Below are 15,975 nucleotides of genomic sequence, written 5' to 3' on the forward strand. Positions count from 1 at the left end.
AAAGTATCGCGTGGAGCAAAGAGGAAAACGGCGGATTAAAGACGGTCAAGATGGTTTGCGACGTGGATATGGAGAAAGTAAAGGTCGATGTAGATGCCTTTAACAAAAAATATAAAGAGGCTATGCTAAACACGTCTTTAAGAGGTGCCGTGTTTTTCTATAAAGATAAATCTGATGATAAACAACAGCGTTTACTTAAATTGGCAAATGAACATTGCAAAATAAATGAGACGAAATTTCAAGAGGAGCTCAAAGACAGAGGCAAAATAGATTACTCATTTCAAAAAAAGCCAGTTGATTGCGACGATAAATTAAAAGATGAAATACTAAAGGATGGTGAACCAAAAACTTCTGCGATTTATATGAGTAATATTATTGATTCATTAGAAGACGTCGCTTATTATTCGCAGCTAACGCCTAGCCAAATAAGGCTACAGCTTGGAAGGGCAGCAGAGCTGCCGCCACAGGCTGCGATCGAATTAAATTTTATCGTGAATGCCGATAAGAGCGTAAGTTTATCGGATAAATTTATAGTGACTAAAGATATAATTGATGATGTTATTAAGATAAGATCGGCATTTAATAATAGAAAAACGGCGGAAGACGCCCTTGCAACTTTCTACGAAAGACAATAAAATTTTATCTGAATTTTTAAAAGACGTTTCGGCTCGGAAGCGTTTCCGCAAAAGACGATAGCATTATTTTGCGGCTCAATTTGACGAAATTTTAAATTTGAGCCGCCTTGCGTCAAAATTTCATTATTTCATTCAAATTTGACGCGGGCTTTTAAATTTAAAAAGCGCGGCGAAAGCAGTTTCGCCCGCCGCGCCGTGGAATTTACGCCGAATACAAGCTTATTTATCGTGTCCTTGCAGATACGCGATCGCGCTAAGTGCGGCAACCGCGCCGTCGCCTGCCGCGCAAACGACCTGCTTAGGCGCATCCTGCCTCATATCGCCCGCCGCAAATAGCCCGTGTACGCTTGTTTGCATCTTTAAATTTACCGCGACCTGTCCGCCGGGCGTGACATCGCAGATGAACTTGCCGCTTTCATTCTTTAGCACCTCGTTTCGCACGTCAAGCCCCACGAATACGAAGATCCCCGGCAGCTGCAGCTCGCGCGCAGCGCCGCTAATTTTATCCTTGACGACTATGCCCGTTACGCCGCTTGCATCGCCCTTGATCTGCTCTACGAGCGCGCTTGTAATGAGCTCGATATTCTCACTTTCGCGCACCTTTTGCACGGTCGAAGGCGCGGCGCGAAACTCGTCTCGACGGTGGATTAGGTATACTTTGGAGCAAATTTTAGCTAGATACAGAGCCTCCTCTAGCGCAGTATCGCCGCCGCCGAGGACGGCAACCTCTTTGCCCTTGTAAAAAAACCCGTCGCAGGTCGCGCAGGTGCTAACGCCGCGACCGAAAAACTCGTCCTCGCCCTCGATCCCCGCGCGGCGCGGAGTAGAGCCCGTAGCGACGATAACGGCACGCGCGCGTCGTGTTTGATCGCCCTCGAGATAGATCGTAAAATTTCCATCGCCGTCTTTTGAGACGCGCAGCACGCGCACCATCTCATGCTTTAAGCCAAAGCGGAAGCACTGCTCCTGCCAAGGCGCCATAAAGCTCATCCCGTCGGTCACCGCGGCGACGCCCGGGTAGTTTTCCATCTCGGAGCTTGAGGTGATCTGCCCGCCGGGCATACCCATCTCAAACATCACGACGTCTTTTAAACCGCCTCTTGTAGCATAAAGCCCCGCCGCTAGCCCTGCAGGGCCGCCGCCGATAATTGCTAAATCTAACATTTTTTCTCCTTAATTATTTTATTAAGTAAAGTCGCGGGCGCTAAATTTACGAATTTAATTAATATAACGATGAGTGGGAGAAAAAAGGGCGAAAGCCGCCCTTTTAAAATTTACAGAAGCGAGTTTAGTTTGTCGGCTATGATCTGCTTAGATTGCGCGCCAATGAGCTGAGCTTTTAGCTCGCCGTCTTTGAAAAATAGTATCGTAGGGATCGAGCGGACGCCGAACTGCACCGCCAAATCCTGCGCTTCGTCGGTATTTACTTTGCAAATTTTAGCCTTGCCCTCGTAATCGTTCGCAAGCTCCTCGATGATCGGGGCGATCATACGGCACGGCCCGCACCAAGGCGCCCAAAAATCGACTAGCGCGACACCCTCTTTAGTAACGTCGAAATTCTCCGAAGTAAGCTCTATATACTTTCCCATAATGTTCTCCTTGTGTTAAAATTCTGCGGATTATAGTTAACTATCTTAAATAAATAATAAAAATTCTAATTTAAAAAGATATGTTGGCGATAAATTTTATCTGCTTTGGATAAACTTCCACGACGTCGATCTGCCACGGCTCGTCCGTATCGCAGCTCATCAGATAAAATTCTGCCGCCTTTAAAATTTTAGCCATCTTGGCGTCCGTCATACGCTCTGCGGCGTCGTAATCGCCACTAGTGGCCTTCACCTCGACGAAGTGCAAAATTCCGCCCTTACGCGCGACGATATCGATCTCGCCGAAGCGGCAGCGGAAATTTCGCTTTAAAATTTCAAATCCTTCGCTGCGTAAAAATTCCGCCGCACGGTCCTCGCAGGCAAAGCCGAAAAGATATTCTTTTAAGCTCAAATTAGCTTTCGATCCTGATCATAAAAGGCTTTTGCGTAATGAAATTTTCGCCGCTAATTACGTTTATTGCGCGCTTTATGTCCTTCTCGCAGCATGTATGCGTCGTGAAAAACAGCGTCACTTCCTCATCCGTTTTGAGCTTCGGTTTTTGCAAAAAGCTGTCGATCGAAATATCGTTTAAGCTCATAATGTTCGTAAGCTTCGCGAGCACGCCCTTTTCGTCGCGCACGCGCAGCCTGAAATAATACTTCGTGCGGATCTGCTCGCTCGGCAAAATTTGCATAAAATTTTCGCTCGGCAAAATTTTATATCCCAGCATCGGATTTTTATTATCGCGCGCAATGTCGATAAGATCGCTTATAACCGCACTTGCCGTAGCGCTTCCGCCCGCGCCGGGGCCGTAATACATACTCTCGCCGACGCAGTCTCCGTAGATGCTCACGCCGTTCATTACGCCGTCTACTTTTGAGAGCATTTGATCCTTTGAAATGAGCGCGGGATGGACGCGCAGCTCGACTTTATTGTCGCACGCGCGTTTAGCCACCGCAAGCAGCTTGATTATGAAATCAAATTCGCGCGCGAAATATATATCCTCCTGCGTGATCTCCTCGATCCCCTCGATTAGGATATCCTCCGGGTCGCCGTGCACGCCGTATGCGATGCTAGCTAAGATCAAGAGCTTATGCGCCGCATCGAATCCGCCGATATCAAAGCTAGGATCGGCTTCGGCGTAACCGAGCTCTTGAGCTCGCTTTAGCGCGTCCTCAAATTTCTCATTTTTTTGCATCATATTCGTAAGGATGAAGTTGCTCGTGCCGTTTACGATGCCGATTATCTTTTCGATACGATTGGCGCTTAGCCCTTCGCGCAGGGTTTTGATGATCGGAATTCCGCCAGCCACGCTCGCTTCAAAGCCAAAAGGAGTATCGCCCGCCAAAGCCTGAAGTTTATAGCGATGATAAGCCAAAAGCGCCTTATTTGCGGTAACGACCGCCTTTTTACGCTTTAAAATTTCGCTTACGATCTCATAGGGCTTTTCTACCCCGCCCATAAGCTCTACAAAAACGTCGATGTCGTCGCGCTCGATGATACTCCCAGCGTCGTTGCTAAGCGGAATTTGCACATCACGCTTTTTATTCGTATCGCGCACGAGCCCGATTACAGGCTCTATGCTAACGCCTGCGCGCGCAAGGATGATATCTTTGTTTTTGATCAAAATGTTTGCAACTTCGCTACCTACGGTGCCGACGCCTAAAATCGCTACCTTCATCAAATCTCTTTCAAATATTTTTTTATATTTCTAGCAGCCTGGCGGATCCTGTTTTCGTTTTCGATAAAAGCGATCCGCACGTAATCGTCTCCCGCCGCACCAAAGCCCACGCCTGGACTTACGGCTACGCGCGCCTTAGTAAGAAGCTGTTTGGAAAACTCCATACTCCCTAGATGAGCCGCCGCGGGCGGCAATTTTGCCCACGCAAACATCGACGCGCTAGGTTTAGCGATCTGCCAACCTGCGTCCGCAAAAGCGTCAATCAAAAAATTTCTACGCTTCTCATAGCTCGCGCGGATCTGCTCTACGCACTCTTGCGGCCCGTCCAGCGCGATCGTGGCGGCTACTTGGATCGGCGTAAACATGCCGTAATCAAACCACGACTTGATCTTTTTAAGCGCGGCGACAAGCTTTTTGTTGCCGCTTACAAAACCTACGCGCCAGCCCGCCATATTGTAGGTTTTAGAAAGCGTGTATGCCTCGACTGCGACATCCTTTGCGCCCTGGACCTCAAAGATCGACGGAGTTTTGTAACCCTCAAAAGCGATCTCTGCGTAAGCGATATCGCTGATAATATAAAACCGCTCCTGCCGCGCCATCGCCACGAGCCGCTCGTAAAAGCTCTTTTGCACGACGACGGTGGTGGGGTTGTGCGGAAAATTTACGACGACGTATTTTGGGCGCGGAATACTCTCGTCGAAGGTTTTTTGCAGATCGATGAAAAATTTGTTCTCATTAAAATTTAAATTCTCATCATAGGCAAGCGGGATTTTAACTACGTTACCGCCCGCGATGATGAAGGCTTGAGTGTGGATCGGATAGGCAGGATCGGGCACCACCGCGACATCGCCCGGATTTACGATCGCGCTTGTTAGATGCACGAAGCCCTCTTTAGAGCCCATCACCGCGACGATCTCGCTATCTGGATCTAAGATCACGCCGTATTTACGCTTATACCAATTCGCGCACGCAAGTCGCAGTTTGTAGATACCTTGACTTACGGAGTAGCCGTGCGTTTTGTCCTTTTGCGCGCTTTCGCAAAGCTTGTCGATTATATGCTGCGGCGTCCTGCCGTCGGGATTGCCCATCGAAAAATCGATTATATCTTCGCCGGCTCTGCGCGCCGCCATTTTTATGGCATTGACCTCGGCAAAAACGTAATTGGGCAAACGCTCGATTTTTGAAAAACGGATTTCGTCAAACATCTCAAACCTCTTATTTTAAAGTATTTTTCAAGCCATATTTAAAATTTCGCGCCTTAACGTCGCGATCTGCTCGTGCTGCACGTAGGCAAAATTTCAAGCCTTAGCGTCGATGCGGCGGCGCTTTTTATATTGCTCGGGCAATTTAAACTTTTACCTCGCTAAAATTTTAAAACCGCGGGGGCATTGATTGTTTAAATTTAGAGCATCACGACCCTTTGCGGCGCTGTTTAAATTTACGTCCGATCAAAACGATAACGATTAAAGCTGCCGTTTTGCACGGCGCCGTGGACGACGCCTCTTAAATTTAACACTCAGGCGCCCACAACGCTTAAAATTTTATATACACCACTTGAAATTTTATCCAAGGCAGCGCATTTTAAAACTCTTTAAATTTACGCTCCTAGGTTTAATTTAGGTCGCACTCGCCGCAGAAAGCCAAAATTTTACTCTCGGTGGCGGCAAAAGCCCTACGAGCGAGAGCTTTACCACTTTTTGCCCTTGTTTAGGCGCAGAAACTCATCGGCTGAAATTTTAGTGATATTGCCATCTTTGACGTGGAATTTTTGAGTGTTTCTTTCGCTGAAAGTTACGTTGCCATCGGCTTTACCGAGCTCAAACATCCCGTGACCGGTAGAGATTAGCAGCTCCTCATCTCCTTGCGAAGCGACGACATAAGGGGCATTGATGACCATCTCGCGCTTCTTGCCGCTTTTTAGATCGATAATGCCTATCCACATCTTGCCGCGCGGGCTAAGCACGATATCTTTGCTCGGCGCGGGTTTGTTTTGCGTGGCGTTCTCGTCGGTGGAATTTTCCTCTGTTTTGGCACTCGCGCGCTCGATCCTGATAGAGCGATCCAGCGCATTTAGAGAGCTTAAATTTTCATCCGCAGCAACGGCTGCATTAATATCCGATTTTAGTGCGAATTTTTCATCTGTAGCGTTGTGCGAAACGACGTCGATACCGATGTTTTCAAGCTTTTTTTGAGTGTTATTTACGATTGGAGCGTCCGAGTAGGTGGTTTTGTTTTGTTCCCATAAAAGCGAGCCCAAAAATTCGCCGAAGCTTTTATAAAGTCCGAAATAAAAGATTGCGCCTATGATTAATACCATCGCAAGCAGCCACATAAGCCAACCGCTGCCGCTTTTGTTAGGGCTAACCCTTTGACCATAAACCTGCTCGACTTTAGCCTTTTTAACGGGCGCGAAGCTCGCTTTGGCGCTCTCAAACTCGCTAAGCCAGTCCGATAGATCCAGCCCGAACTCGCGCTCTAAAATTTTAATATAGCCCCTAACGTTAAAATTCGCTAGCTTCTCGAAGTCTTTGTTGATGATGTATTCTAAATTTTGCGCGTCGATACGCGTCGTGCGCGCTATCTCGATCAGATCCATAGATTTTAATTTATCCAGATCGCTATTTTTTGGCTGCTGTGTTTGCTCCAGCTTCTCGGTTTGTTCCGCCTGCTCGTCCGTATTATTTAACTTCTCTTTTACTTCTTCCATTTAAAATTCCATCGCATAGTATCGCAAATGCCGCGCTTACGTTAAGCGAGTCCCAGCCTTCGCGCATCTTTATCGATACCGCGCAGTCGCATTTTTTAAGCGCCCTAGCAGGTATCCCCTCTTCTTCGTTCCCCATTACGAGTGCGTTTTTTGCGCCGAGCTTTAACTCCTTAAAGTTCGTCCCGTCCGCACTCGCGGCGTAAATTTCAAAGCCGCTTTGTTTAAGCTCGTTTAACACGCTAAGTCCGTCTGTAACCTTAACGACGTTTAGCTCATACGCCGCGCCCGAGCTTGCGCGCACTACGCCCGCCATATTTAGACTATTTGCGACGACGATCACGCTGTCCGCGCCCAAAGCATAGGCGCTACGCATTATCGCGCCGATGTTTCCGACGTCGGTAAGCCCGTAAAGGATCGGCACGAATTTATCGTCTTTGACGCTAGCTAGATCGCCGAAGCTAAACTCCTCCACCTCAGCCAAGAAGCCTTGATGGTTGCCGCTGCGAGCGAGGGCTTGAGCTTTTTTCGCATCGGCGCGCTCGATTTTTACGCCGGTCGCGGCGATCTTTTTAAAAATTTCTTTCTCGCACTCCCTAGCAAGGATGATGCGGATAAATTTCTGCGGATGCCGGTTTAAAAGGTGCAAAAATAGCTGCTTGCCGTAAATAATCATTTTGGGATTTTAGCGAAAAACGGTTAAAATATGACTTAGCGTATCAAATTTTTATATATTTCTTTCGCGGGTTCGCCGCTGATTTTTGAGAGTAGTTTCGCTTTTATTTTCGGCGCGATCTCAAGCGACAGAATATCTTCTTGCGTGATTTTTTCAAAGCTTTTCTCGCCTGAGCCGTCAATCACGACGCACCATTCGCCGTTTAAATTTGCGCCGTTTAAGCTCAGCAAAACCTCTGCGGCGCTACCGAAAAATTTGGTTTCAAATTTTTTGGTAGCTTCTTTGATCGCAAAAATTTTGCGCTGCGTGTCGATCCCAGCGATCTGTTCTATCAGTTTTACCACGCGCTTTGGGGATTCATATAGCACGCACGGATAGGGGCTTTGCATTAAATTTAGGATCTGAGCTTTGCGCTGCGCGCCGTCATTATTTAAAAAGCCTAAAAAGCTAAATTCTTTCTCCACCAGCCCGCTTGCGGCAGCTGCGAGCAGCAGAGCGTTTGCGCCGCTAAGCACCTCGTAAGGCACGCCGTTTCGTTGCGCAAATTTTACGAGCGCAATACCCGGATCGCTGATGCAGGGCATGCCCGCATCGCTTACGTATGCGCAAGCTTTTTCGCGCAGAAGCGCCGGATTAAAGCCAGCGAAAAACTCCGCTTCGTTGTGCGTGTGCAGAGAGTAAAACTGTGAAATTTTAAATGAAATTTGAAATTTATCGGATAATAAGTTTAGAAGTTTTTTTGAAACCCTCGTATCCTCGCAGATTAGGATTTCGCAGCTTTGCAATACCTCAAGCGCGCGGCTCGAGATATCGCTTAGATTTCCTATCGGCGTAGGAATGAGATATAGCAACTATTTCATTCCATATTTTTGCTTAAATTTCTCGACGCGGCCCGCGCTATCTACGATCTTCTCGCTGCCGGTGAAAAACGGATGGCAATTGGAGCAGATATCGACGCGGATCTCGGCCTTATTCGAGCGCGTTTTAAAAGTGTTGCCGCAAGCGCAGGTAACGGTCGTTTCGACAAAGTTTGGGTGGATATCTTTTTTCATTTTTGATCCTTTTTGATGATTTTAAAAGGCAGCGATTATACAACTTTTTTATCTAAAAAGCAAATTTAAAGGGTTTTTAAAAATCTCTCGGCGAAGCGGCGGATTTTCTTTTCGAGCAAGCTTTTTGGGCGCAAAATTTTAAAATTTAGCGCATTTTGAAGATAAAATTTTGATTTATTGCGGCGTGCAAAATACAGCGCGTAAATACGCGCCGCGCGTTAAGCCACTGATAAACATAGCGGATCGCGCAGAGCAAAATTTAAATTCCAAAATTTAAAGGGCACGGCTTTTTAAATTTTAAAATTTGTCGGGCGCCTAAAACATCAGCTTCGCGCAAGTTGCAATCAGCGCTGTGTTTGAGCGCAAAATATAAGGGCTATTAAGCGCATAGGCTTTTTTAAATTTCTCCCTTTCGCGCGGCGAAAACCCGCCCTCGGGGCCTACGAACGCAATCTCATCGCCGCCGAAAATGTCGATGTTCTTGCCGCCAAAATCGATCAGGCTTACGTTTTCATATCTTTGCGCAAGCTCGTCCGAGCCGCCCAAAACCTCGATCTGCATGATGGAATTTCGCCCGCACTGCTGCGACGAGTTGATCAAAATCCGCTCCATCCTCTGCATATCGAGCCTCACGTTTTTCTGTGACAGATCGGCATATACCAAAATAAGCCGCCCGACGCCCATCTCGTTTAGCGCAGGCAGGCTCTTTTCGATCACGGCGCTCTCGATGACCGCCCAAGCGACGCAAAAATCGTGGCTCGGCATAAAAACAGAGCTTTTAAAAACCAAATTCAGAGCCGCACCTTTACGCGAAATTTCGGCGATCTCATATAGATAACTCGCCCCGTCCTTTAGATTTCGCACGTCTATGCGCTCGCCCGCCCTTGCTCGCCTAGCCTTTAGGTGTAAAAACTGATCATTCTGCAAAACTAGGCTCTGTTCGCCTGCAAACTTATCGTAAAAATATACCATCAAATAACACTCGCTATCAAAATTATCGCTAAGCTTAGCCCCAAAATCACTCGCATTTTGCGCTGATACGCCGCAAAGTTTTGACTTATATACGCTATTTTCAGCCGTTTGTACGATACCGCGCTAAGCGCGATCATCGCTAGCGATCCGACCGCCATAAAGTAAATTTTAAAGCTCAGATCAAAGCGCAGCACCGGCAGCATCACGCTTCCGCTAATTATCAGCGCCGCGAGAGTCGCATAATATATCGGCAAAAACAGCCTGATGCGCCTAAGAAATCTAAGCCCAGATCTGCTCTTTTGCTTTAAATTTTCAGCTTGCGGCGCGGAGGCGGCGGAATTTAAAGCCTCGCTGCGAGGGCAAAATTCCGCCGCCGCATCGATCTTAAGCTGGGTAAAGATCAGATAAATTATCGTTAAAATCGCCGCAGCTAGCGCGAAAAATTTATGAAAGCTCAGGGCACTTTGATACAGATAATCCATTACTTCCGCCGGAGGGTTAAATTTGCAGGATAAAATTTTGCGCGGCTAGAGCCGAAAGTACCGAATTTCAACGCAAATTTTTCCGGCGCAAGATAAAGCAGACCTGCTCCGCGCCTTTGAAATTTTAAAAACCATTCAAAGCGGTCGCGGCTATTTATTGCGTTAAAATTTAGCGCATATTTTAATTGCGGTTCCGTGCCGTATTTCTCGTGCCAAGAATGAAATTTTGCAGATAAAGCTTTATAAAATTTAAAATTTCTCTGCGCAGATCGCACGGGTAAAAAAGATACTAAAATCGCGCTTGCGCGCCGCATACAAACAACGCAAATTTTAAAAATTTTCAAATTTAGATGCGGACTTTTCAACGCTCCGCCCTATTCGGTCACCGGAAGCGGCGGCATATCGGCGTTTATATCGACTTTGGGCTCGCTAGGCGCGATAGGCACGTCCTTCGGCACCTCGCTATCCACCGGCGGCTTTTGCAAGGTGTCCTTTTTCTCATCGTCGCAACCGCCCAAGGCAAGCGCGCAGGCAAAGATCGCGCATGTGGCAAAAATGCGCATAAGCCCCACGCCAAATTTAAAGAAATTTCTCATCAGCAATCCTTTGGATAGATGATTTTTTCACCGCGCAATAGCTTTTGCCAAAGCTCCGGCTGCCTCCACTCCTCGCGCACGGCGGGCGAGAATTCTATCTCATCCAGCGCGATCTCGCCCATCTGCGCATTGTAGGCGTCCTCGCGGAAGCACTGCGCGTAGCCGGTCGCGGTTTCGTGCACGATGACGCTGTGAAGCTTTACTTCGCGCTCGCCGTTTTGCATCTGAGTCAGGCTCAAAAGTCGGTCCACAAGGACGAAAAAAATTCTACAAAACTGCTCCGCGCTCGGATTTAGCGGTATCTGTACCCAGCGCGCGCTGTGTTTTTTAAGATCCGCGATATAGCTCGCACCATCGCGCGCATAGATCGTCGTAGCGTGGTCAAAACTATCGATTAGTTCGCGGATACCGAGCTTCATGTAGCCGAAATCATAAACCATCCCCGCTTCATCCAAAAAATTTGAGCTAAGCAAAATTTCGCATCTGTAGGAGTGGCCGTGGATGCTAGTGCGGCACCGCTTCGAGCCGCACAGGCGCACGATGTGAGCGTTTTCGAATTCGTATAATTTCCTAATTATCATACCCCGTCCTTCTCGCCCCAAATTCTAATGTGCAGGCGATCGGAGTAATTATAGCCGTTTTTTAGGCAAAAATCCACGCAAAATTGCGCGCCGCTTTCTAGCTCGCGACGATCTGCGCCGCGCGGCATGCAATAAACCTCGCTCTCGCACGCCGCTAAAATTTCGCTGATCTCGGGCTGCGCGTCAAACTCGGGTGAGATGACGAACTTGTAAAAACTATCCTTTGCGTTTTGCCTTAAGCTTCGCAGCGCGGCGAAGTTTAACCTGCGTTCGCGCGGCTCGGCAGAGTTTGAAAGCTTAGGCGAGACCGCAAAGACGCAGCTTTTGTAGGCGGGAAATTTTTCAAAATCCACTAAAATCGTGCCGTTGGTTTCGAAGTGCACCGCATGTCCGCGCGCGAGCAGCTCGCAGACGAACTCGTAAAATAGCGCCTCTTTATGGTGCAGCATCGGCTCGCCGCCGGTAATAACGATGATCGGCTTTTGGTAAAGCTTAGCGCTCTGCGACGCGGCAGCGCTTTGCGGATCTAAATTTAAAGAATTCTGCGCCGCGAAATTTAAAGAATTTTCACTTGTTAAATTTAAAGAATTCTCTCCATTATCCTTTTGGCAAAAAGGTGTTTGCGCGGCGGCGGAATTTAACGTATCGCTTTCGAAAAAAGACTCGGCGGCGCAAAAACCCGGCGCAGAGCAAGCAGGTGCGAAACAGGACGAACCTGATAAATTTGGAATTTTATTCAAAAGCTGCGATAAATTTAAAATTTCTTCGTGCTCGAAGTGGTTCGTAAAGACTGCACGGATCGTATCGCAACCGCGCAAGATCGCGCCGGTCTTTGGCGAAATGCGCTCGCCGCCGAAGCCCGCACAGCGCAGATTACAGCCCGCAAAGCGAAAGAAAAACGCGAGTCTGCCTGCGTATTTGCCCTCGCCCTGGATACTTAAAAAGCTCTCTACGAGCCTCATCCGCCCGTCTCGTAAAATGCGCGGCTTGAAATTTCATTCGCCTCGTCCGTTTGCCAGCGGTTTTTTTCGGGCTTATTCGCTAAAATTTTAGCCAAAATTTCGGCGGCTGCGGCAATGTCGCCCTCTTTGACCGCTTTTTTGATACTTAGCGCGTCCTCGAAGTAAAGACACGGGATCAAAAGCCCCTCGGCGCTTAGTCTGATGCGGTTGCAGCTCTCGCAAAAATCGTGCTTGTGCGGATCGATGATACCGAAGGTGTAGCCGTCCCCGAGCGCGTAAAGCGACGCGGGCGAGCTTTGCGATTTCGGCAGAGCGGTAAAGATAAATTTACGCCTTAAAATATCTAAAATTTCGTTTGATTTTAAGCCTGTAAGATCGCTGGCATGGGTGTTTTCCATAAATTCTATAAAGCGGATCTGACAATCCTTTTCGCGGGCAAATTCCAGCAAATAAATAAGCTCGTCGTCGTTGATCCCTTTTAGCGCGACGGTGTTTAGCTTGACCTTTAGCCCCGCTTCAAGCGCGGCGTCAAGGCCTTCTAGGACGTTATAAAGTACGCCGCGCTGAGCTATAAATTTAGCTCGCTCCGGTCGCAGCGAGTCAAGCGACATATTGATGCGCTTTAGCCCGGCGTCTTTCAGGGCACGCGCGTAGTTTTTGAGATAATATCCGTTGGTAGTAAGCGCAAGATCGATACCCGGAGCATAATCCGCGATCATCTTTATAAAATCCTCGATCCCCTTTCGCACCAGCGGTTCGCCGCCGGTGATACGGATCTTTTTTACGCCGCCGTCGATCGCAACTTTGACGAATAAAAACATCTCCTCAAAGCTTAAAATATTCTCTCGCGGCACCCAATTAAACGGCGTAGCAGGCATGCAATATCTGCATCTAAAATTACACCGCTGCGTAACCGAAATGCGCAAATAATCGATCGTTCGTCCAAATTTATCAATTAGCATATTTTGCCTTAATATCAATTTGCGGCGATTATATAAAAAACAAAGCGATTTTGCAAAATTTTATTTTTATATTGCTCAGGCTATTTTCTTACCGAGCCGATGAGCTCTTTAAGCTGATCTAGTAGCGGTCTGATCTGCTTTTCTACCCGCTCGTCAATCATCGTAGGCACTACATCTAGTCTCTGCTCTATCGTCTCGTCGATCACGTCGGCAATCGCGTTTATATCGATATTGGGAGCTACTTTACCGCCCGAATCGATCATCTCTTTTAGCTCCTCGACCTTCTTTTTAAGCAGATAGTTTTCCTGCATAGCATCGGTCAATACCTGATCAAATCGCTCGAATTTTTTATCCGCTTGCTTATCCTTAAAATATATGACGAAAAACATCAAAAATATAACGACGCAAAGTCCTAAAATGATGATAGTGTTAAGATCCATAGGGGGTTCCTTAAAATAAATTTACAAAAATAAAAGCGAAAAACGCAATGCCCAAGTAGCCGTTAAGCGTAAAAAACGCGCGATCGATCTTGCTAAAATCGTTACGCACGATCCTATGCTCGAAGTACAAAATCGTCGCGCACGCAGCCACGCCAAGATAGGCAAAAAAGCCTAAATTTGCCGCCGCGCAAAACAACAGCCAAAAAAGCACCGCCACGGCGTGAAAAATTTTGGAGATAAACATCGACGCTTCCTTGCCGTAAAGCGCAGGGATGCTGTAAAGCCCTGCCGTGCGGTCAAATTCCATATCTTGAAGCGAATACAGCACATCAAAGCCGCCCACCCAAAATACTACCCCGAGGCATAGCAGCGCCGACCATAGCGGAATTGTGCCGCTAACGGCGATCGCGCCCGCAATCGGCGCAAGCCCCAAGCAAAAGCCTAGCATCAAATGTGCGGTCTCGCTAAAGCGCTTAAAATACGAATACCCACCCAATGCCGCTAAAATCGGCACCGAAAGCTTAAACGCCAAAGGATTTATAAACGCCGAAACCGCTATGAAAACCACCGCGTTTGCGATGATGAAAAGCAGTAAATTTCCGCGCCCGATCCGTCCGTCCACGCTGGGGCGCGAAGCGCAGCGCGGATTGGCGCGGTCGATGTCCTCGTCCAAGTAGCGATTTAGCGCCATTGCGAAGCTTCTCGCGCTTACCGCGCATAAAATCCCTAAACAAAGCAACTTCCAGCCGAACCATACCGAGCCGTTTTGCAGCTTGCTTGCGGTAATCATCGCCGTAAAGATAAACGGCAGCGCAAAAACCGAGTGTTTAAAAACTATTAATTCGTTGATGTCGGATAAAATTTCTTTAAATTTAGCCATTTCGCCCCTTATTTTGGGCACTATTGTATCAAAAAAAAGTAAGAATAGCTCTAAATTTGATATAATTTGAACGAAAAATTTACGAAAGGAAACGCCTTGAGCCAAAATCAAAACTCGCACGCAAGCCCACAGATCGCGATCATCGGCACTACAGCAAGCGGCAAAAGCGATCTTGCGCTAAGTATCGCGCGAAAGATCGGCGCCGTGATTTTGAGCCTTGATTCGCTCTGCATTTACCGGCAGATCGACATCGCAAGCGCCAAGCCAAGCAAGGAGCAACTGCGCGAGATCAGGCACTTCGGCGTAAATTTAATCTACCCAAACGAGTACTTTAGCGTCGGCGAGTTTATTAAAGAATACGCAGCCGCGCAGGCTTTTGCAGGGCGTAGCGGCGCGCCTTTGATAATCACGGGCGGCAGCGGGTTTTATCTAAAAGCGATGCTAAGCGGGCTGGCGCCGAAGGTTCCCGATTTCAAAAGTGAAATTTCAAACGATGAAATTTACACTCTAGCGCTGCGGATCGATCCGGAATTTGCCGCAAAGCTTAGCGCAGCAGACAGTTTTCGTTTAAAAAAATGGCTAAGTATCTATAAATTTTGCGGCGAGGCGCCGAGTAAATTTCTGCGCGAGAACACCGCTCCGCCAGTAATTTCGGATATTAAAATTTTTGAGATCGAGGCGCCCAAGCAATGGCTTGCAGGACGTATCGAGGTGCGCACGAAGGCGATGTTTGAGCGCGGGCTTTTGGAGGAAGCGGAGTTTTTATTCGCTCGCTACGGCTCAGAGTGTAGGGCGCTAGGCTGCATCGGGCTAAAGGAGTGCGGGCAGCTTTTGCGCGGGCAGATCTCGCGGGCGCAGTGCGAGCAGCTCGTAAGCCTGCACACGGTACAGCTTGCAAAGCGCCAGCGCACCTTCAATCGCTCGCAGTTCGCGGATAAAATTTCAGCGCCGCCGCAAGAGCTGGAGCGTGAAATTTTAAAGCTCCTCCGCCGCGAGATTTAAAATCAAAATTTATCAAAATTTGTGCGCTTGCTAGAAAAAAGTGAGACAAGGAAGTAAAATTTAGATTTAAATTTACCGCGCCAGTCGCATCTTTAAAATTTTGCGGGTCGCGCCGAGATCTCGTGCGGCGCGAAGCTCAGGTTAAATTTAATCGCCTTCGCAAATATCAAAGCTAAATTTATCGTTATCAAGCCTATCAAAATTTTGATTTTCCGCGCTTGCGTTGCGCTTGAAAATAAAGGCGTAGCCGTATTTCTCGAAGTGCTGCGAACTGTTTTTTAGCCCAACGACGCAAAGCTCGTAAGTGCCGCTTTGCAAGCCAAGTTTGAGCGTGGAATTAAATTTTCGCATCTTGCCCGCAGCGCCGCTTTGGCACTCATAGCCTAGCTCGAGTTCGTCGCTTTTTAGCTCATCGAAATGATACTGCAAAGCATCGAAACTCGCTAGGATCGCGGAGTTGCTTTGCGGGGCGAAATACAGCCTATCCCGCTTGAAAGCTACTTCGTAGCCCGCAGACGGCGCAAACTCCTCGTCAATGCAAACGAAGATCTCATAGCTGCGCACCGTAAGCGGGTAGAAGGGTAAAGCTTTAGCGCCCTTTACGGCGTCATAAAACAGCTGCTTGTGCGCGTCCCAGTAGCTTAGAAGCTTTTTTGCTCTGCATTTTCGCTCCTTTAAAAACTCACTCAAATCGCGCACATCAAGCAGCGCAAAACCGTAGCCGTCAGCACTTAGCTCGCCCAAAAATATATCTCTCCTTGTT

20 protein-coding genes and 1 pseudogene are annotated in these 15,975 nt (G+C 47.8%); 2 read left to right on the forward strand and 19 right to left on the reverse strand.

All coding sequences use genetic code 11. From position 1 onward, the window contains the following. The coding region (locus Q0224_RS00535) for a hypothetical protein (RefSeq protein ID WP_297948085.1) at positions 1-635 on the forward strand (635 nt) is incomplete at its 5' end. A 219-nt stretch (positions 636-854) separates the two neighbouring features. Here the strand turns inward: Q0224_RS00535 and trxB are convergent. The 18 genes and pseudogenes from trxB to mqnP all read right to left on the reverse strand — a co-directional run bounded on the left by trxB (position 855) and on the right by mqnP (position 14,210). Beyond that, a complete protein-coding gene (gene trxB, locus Q0224_RS00540) occupies positions 855-1,799 on the reverse strand; it encodes a thioredoxin-disulfide reductase (protein WP_297948088.1) in 945 nt (314 codons plus the stop codon). A gap of 110 nt (positions 1,800-1,909) precedes the next feature. Beyond that, complete coding sequence (gene trxA / locus Q0224_RS00545) at positions 1,910-2,224, reverse strand: thioredoxin (RefSeq protein ID WP_295151069.1); 315 nt, start codon at positions 2,222-2,224, stop codon at positions 1,910-1,912. A 70-nt stretch (positions 2,225-2,294) separates the two neighbouring features. Further along, positions 2,295-2,633: a YraN family protein gene (locus Q0224_RS00550; RefSeq protein ID WP_297948091.1), complete on the reverse strand. Its 339-nt coding sequence runs from the start codon at positions 2,631-2,633 to the stop codon at positions 2,295-2,297. 1 nt (position 2,634) lies between these two features. Then, positions 2,635-3,903 (reverse strand): homoserine dehydrogenase, encoded by a 1,269-nt coding sequence (locus Q0224_RS00555; protein WP_297948094.1) that lies wholly within the window; start codon positions 3,901-3,903, stop codon positions 2,635-2,637. Then, complete coding sequence (locus Q0224_RS00560) at positions 3,903-5,108, reverse strand: LL-diaminopimelate aminotransferase (RefSeq protein ID WP_297948097.1); 1,206 nt, start codon at positions 5,106-5,108, stop codon at positions 3,903-3,905. Before Q0224_RS00560 ends, Q0224_RS00555 begins: the two co-directional genes overlap by 1 nt. A 482-nt stretch (positions 5,109-5,590) precedes the next feature. After that, on the reverse strand, positions 5,591-6,610 hold the full coding sequence (locus tag Q0224_RS00565; protein ID WP_297948100.1) for a hypothetical protein: 1,020 nt from the start codon (positions 6,608-6,610) through the stop codon (positions 5,591-5,593). Then, positions 6,582-7,283: a 23S rRNA (guanosine(2251)-2'-O)-methyltransferase RlmB gene (gene rlmB, locus Q0224_RS00570; protein ID WP_297948103.1), complete on the reverse strand. Its 702-nt coding sequence runs from the start codon at positions 7,281-7,283 to the stop codon at positions 6,582-6,584. Before rlmB ends, Q0224_RS00565 begins: the two co-directional genes overlap by 29 nt. A gap of 35 nt (positions 7,284-7,318) precedes the next feature. Next, the gene (rsmI, locus tag Q0224_RS00575) at positions 7,319-8,134 is read right to left on the reverse strand and encodes a 16S rRNA (cytidine(1402)-2'-O)-methyltransferase (RefSeq protein ID WP_297948106.1); all 816 of its coding nucleotides are present in this window, start codon (positions 8,132-8,134) and stop codon (positions 7,319-7,321) included. Continuing rightward, positions 8,135-8,335 (reverse strand): 50S ribosomal protein L31, encoded by a 201-nt coding sequence (gene rpmE, locus Q0224_RS00580; RefSeq protein WP_005869728.1) that lies wholly within the window; start codon positions 8,333-8,335, stop codon positions 8,135-8,137. Between the two features lie 315 nt (positions 8,336-8,650). Then, entirely contained in the window at positions 8,651-9,307 is a 657-nt protein-coding gene (locus tag Q0224_RS00585; RefSeq protein ID WP_297948223.1) for a 16S rRNA (uracil(1498)-N(3))-methyltransferase, read from the reverse strand. Next, positions 9,307-9,789 (reverse strand): hypothetical protein, encoded by a 483-nt coding sequence (locus tag Q0224_RS00590; protein ID WP_297948109.1) that lies wholly within the window; start codon positions 9,787-9,789, stop codon positions 9,307-9,309. Before Q0224_RS00590 ends, Q0224_RS00585 begins: the two co-directional genes overlap by 1 nt. Before the next feature lie 374 nt (positions 9,790-10,163). Further along, positions 10,164-10,385: a hypothetical protein gene (locus tag Q0224_RS00595; RefSeq protein WP_297948112.1), complete on the reverse strand. Its 222-nt coding sequence runs from the start codon at positions 10,383-10,385 to the stop codon at positions 10,164-10,166. Further along, positions 10,385-10,966, reverse strand: coding sequence for a 6-carboxytetrahydropterin synthase (locus Q0224_RS00600; RefSeq protein ID WP_297948115.1), 582 nt, complete (start codon positions 10,964-10,966; stop codon positions 10,385-10,387). Before Q0224_RS00600 ends, Q0224_RS00595 begins: the two co-directional genes overlap by 1 nt. Continuing rightward, positions 10,963-11,706, reverse strand: coding sequence for a 4Fe-4S cluster-binding domain-containing protein (locus Q0224_RS00605; protein WP_297948226.1), 744 nt, complete (start codon positions 11,704-11,706; stop codon positions 10,963-10,965). Before Q0224_RS00605 ends, Q0224_RS00600 begins: the two co-directional genes overlap by 4 nt. After that, positions 11,686-11,928: pseudogene (locus tag Q0224_RS00610) on the reverse strand (7-carboxy-7-deazaguanine synthase QueE); the annotation flags it as partial. The gene Q0224_RS00605 and the pseudogene Q0224_RS00610, both read right to left, overlap by 21 nt. Next, positions 11,925-12,890 (reverse strand): GTP 3',8-cyclase MoaA, encoded by a 966-nt coding sequence (moaA, locus tag Q0224_RS00615; RefSeq protein WP_297948118.1) that lies wholly within the window; start codon positions 12,888-12,890, stop codon positions 11,925-11,927. The pseudogene Q0224_RS00610 and the gene moaA, both read right to left, overlap by 4 nt. Positions 12,891-12,970: 80 nt before the next feature. Then, positions 12,971-13,330, reverse strand: coding sequence for a hypothetical protein (locus tag Q0224_RS00620; RefSeq protein WP_005869739.1), 360 nt, complete (start codon positions 13,328-13,330; stop codon positions 12,971-12,973). A 10-nt stretch (positions 13,331-13,340) separates the two neighbouring features. Then, the gene (gene mqnP, locus Q0224_RS00625) at positions 13,341-14,210 is read right to left on the reverse strand and encodes a menaquinone biosynthesis prenyltransferase MqnP (protein ID WP_297948120.1); all 870 of its coding nucleotides are present in this window, start codon (positions 14,208-14,210) and stop codon (positions 13,341-13,343) included. A 96-nt stretch (positions 14,211-14,306) separates the two neighbouring features. Here mqnP and miaA point away from each other — a divergent pair, with 96 nt between their 5' ends. After that, on the forward strand, positions 14,307-15,212 hold the full coding sequence (miaA, locus tag Q0224_RS00630; RefSeq protein ID WP_297948123.1) for a tRNA (adenosine(37)-N6)-dimethylallyltransferase MiaA: 906 nt from the start codon (positions 14,307-14,309) through the stop codon (positions 15,210-15,212). 147 nt (positions 15,213-15,359) lie between these two features. Here the strand turns inward: miaA and Q0224_RS00635 are convergent, their stop codons facing one another. Next, positions 15,360-15,956 carry a hypothetical protein gene (locus tag Q0224_RS00635; protein WP_297948126.1) on the reverse strand — a complete coding sequence of 199 codons (597 nt, stop codon included), beginning with the start codon at positions 15,954-15,956 and terminating at the stop codon, positions 15,360-15,362. Between the last annotated feature and the right edge of the window lie 19 nt (positions 15,957-15,975).

It is taken from the genome of uncultured Campylobacter sp., assembly GCF_938002845.1.
In the GTDB taxonomy this organism is placed as follows: Bacteria; Campylobacterota; Campylobacteria; order Campylobacterales; family Campylobacteraceae; genus Campylobacter_B.

Coding starts and splice junctions, on each gene's coding strand:
- Q0224_RS00590 (WP_297948109.1), bottom strand. CDS start 9,789: ATGGATTATCTGTATCAAAGTGCCCTGAGCTTTCATAAATTTTTCGCG.
- Q0224_RS00595 (WP_297948112.1), bottom strand. CDS start 10,385: ATGAGAAATTTCTTTAAATTTGGCGTGGGGCTTATGCGCATTTTTGCC.
- Q0224_RS00560 (WP_297948097.1), bottom strand. CDS start 5,108: ATGTTTGACGAAATCCGTTTTTCAAAAATCGAGCGTTTGCCCAATTAC.
- rpmE (WP_005869728.1), bottom strand. CDS start 8,335: ATGAAAAAAGATATCCACCCAAACTTTGTCGAAACGACCGTTACCTGC.
- Q0224_RS00565 (WP_297948100.1), bottom strand. CDS start 6,610: ATGGAAGAAGTAAAAGAGAAGTTAAATAATACGGACGAGCAGGCGGAA.
- moaA (WP_297948118.1), bottom strand. CDS start 12,890: ATGCTAATTGATAAATTTGGACGAACGATCGATTATTTGCGCATTTCG.
- Q0224_RS00600 (WP_297948115.1), bottom strand. CDS start 10,966: ATGATAATTAGGAAATTATACGAATTCGAAAACGCTCACATCGTGCGC.
- mqnP (WP_297948120.1), bottom strand. CDS start 14,210: ATGGCTAAATTTAAAGAAATTTTATCCGACATCAACGAATTAATAGTT.
- rlmB (WP_297948103.1), bottom strand. CDS start 7,283: ATGATTATTTACGGCAAGCAGCTATTTTTGCACCTTTTAAACCGGCAT.
- Q0224_RS00585 (WP_297948223.1), bottom strand. CDS start 9,307: ATGGTATATTTTTACGATAAGTTTGCAGGCGAACAGAGCCTAGTTTTG.
- trxB (WP_297948088.1), bottom strand. CDS start 1,799: ATGTTAGATTTAGCAATTATCGGCGGCGGCCCTGCAGGGCTAGCGGCG.
- Q0224_RS00555 (WP_297948094.1), bottom strand. CDS start 3,903: ATGAAGGTAGCGATTTTAGGCGTCGGCACCGTAGGTAGCGAAGTTGCA.
- trxA (WP_295151069.1), bottom strand. CDS start 2,224: ATGGGAAAGTATATAGAGCTTACTTCGGAGAATTTCGACGTTACTAAA.
- Q0224_RS00620 (WP_005869739.1), bottom strand. CDS start 13,330: ATGGATCTTAACACTATCATCATTTTAGGACTTTGCGTCGTTATATTT.